Source organism: Streptomyces sp. SID3212 (genome assembly GCF_009865405.1).
In the GTDB taxonomy this organism is placed as follows: domain Bacteria; phylum Actinomycetota; class Actinomycetes; order Streptomycetales; family Streptomycetaceae; genus Streptomyces.
On record NZ_WWJY01000102.1, the window covers coordinates 1 to 237 of the forward strand.

The 237-nt window shown below is 65.0% G+C and carries 1 protein-coding gene; it reads right to left on the minus strand.

Annotated features, from left to right (window positions below; all coding sequences use genetic code 11):
• Window positions 1-237 (minus strand): hypothetical protein (locus tag GT042_RS02950; protein WP_161307126.1); only part of this gene is annotated, 237 nt, incomplete at both ends.

Sequence of the window (237 nt, forward strand, 5' to 3'; positions counted from 1 at the left end):
GCGGTGGTGCGGCCTTGGCCGTCGTACTCGATCCAGGTCTGACCGAAGACCTCTGCCTCGACGGGAACCCAGACGGCATTGACGGGGTAGGACGCGTCGTTGAAGTAGGGCTGGTTGGCCTTCGACGGGCGGCCGAGGCTGTCGTAGTAGGTGTCGCCGATCAGCCGGCCGGTGCTGCCGTTGGCCGTGTTGGTCTGGCTCTGGCGTTCCTGGAGGAAGCTGTTGAGGATCTGCTTG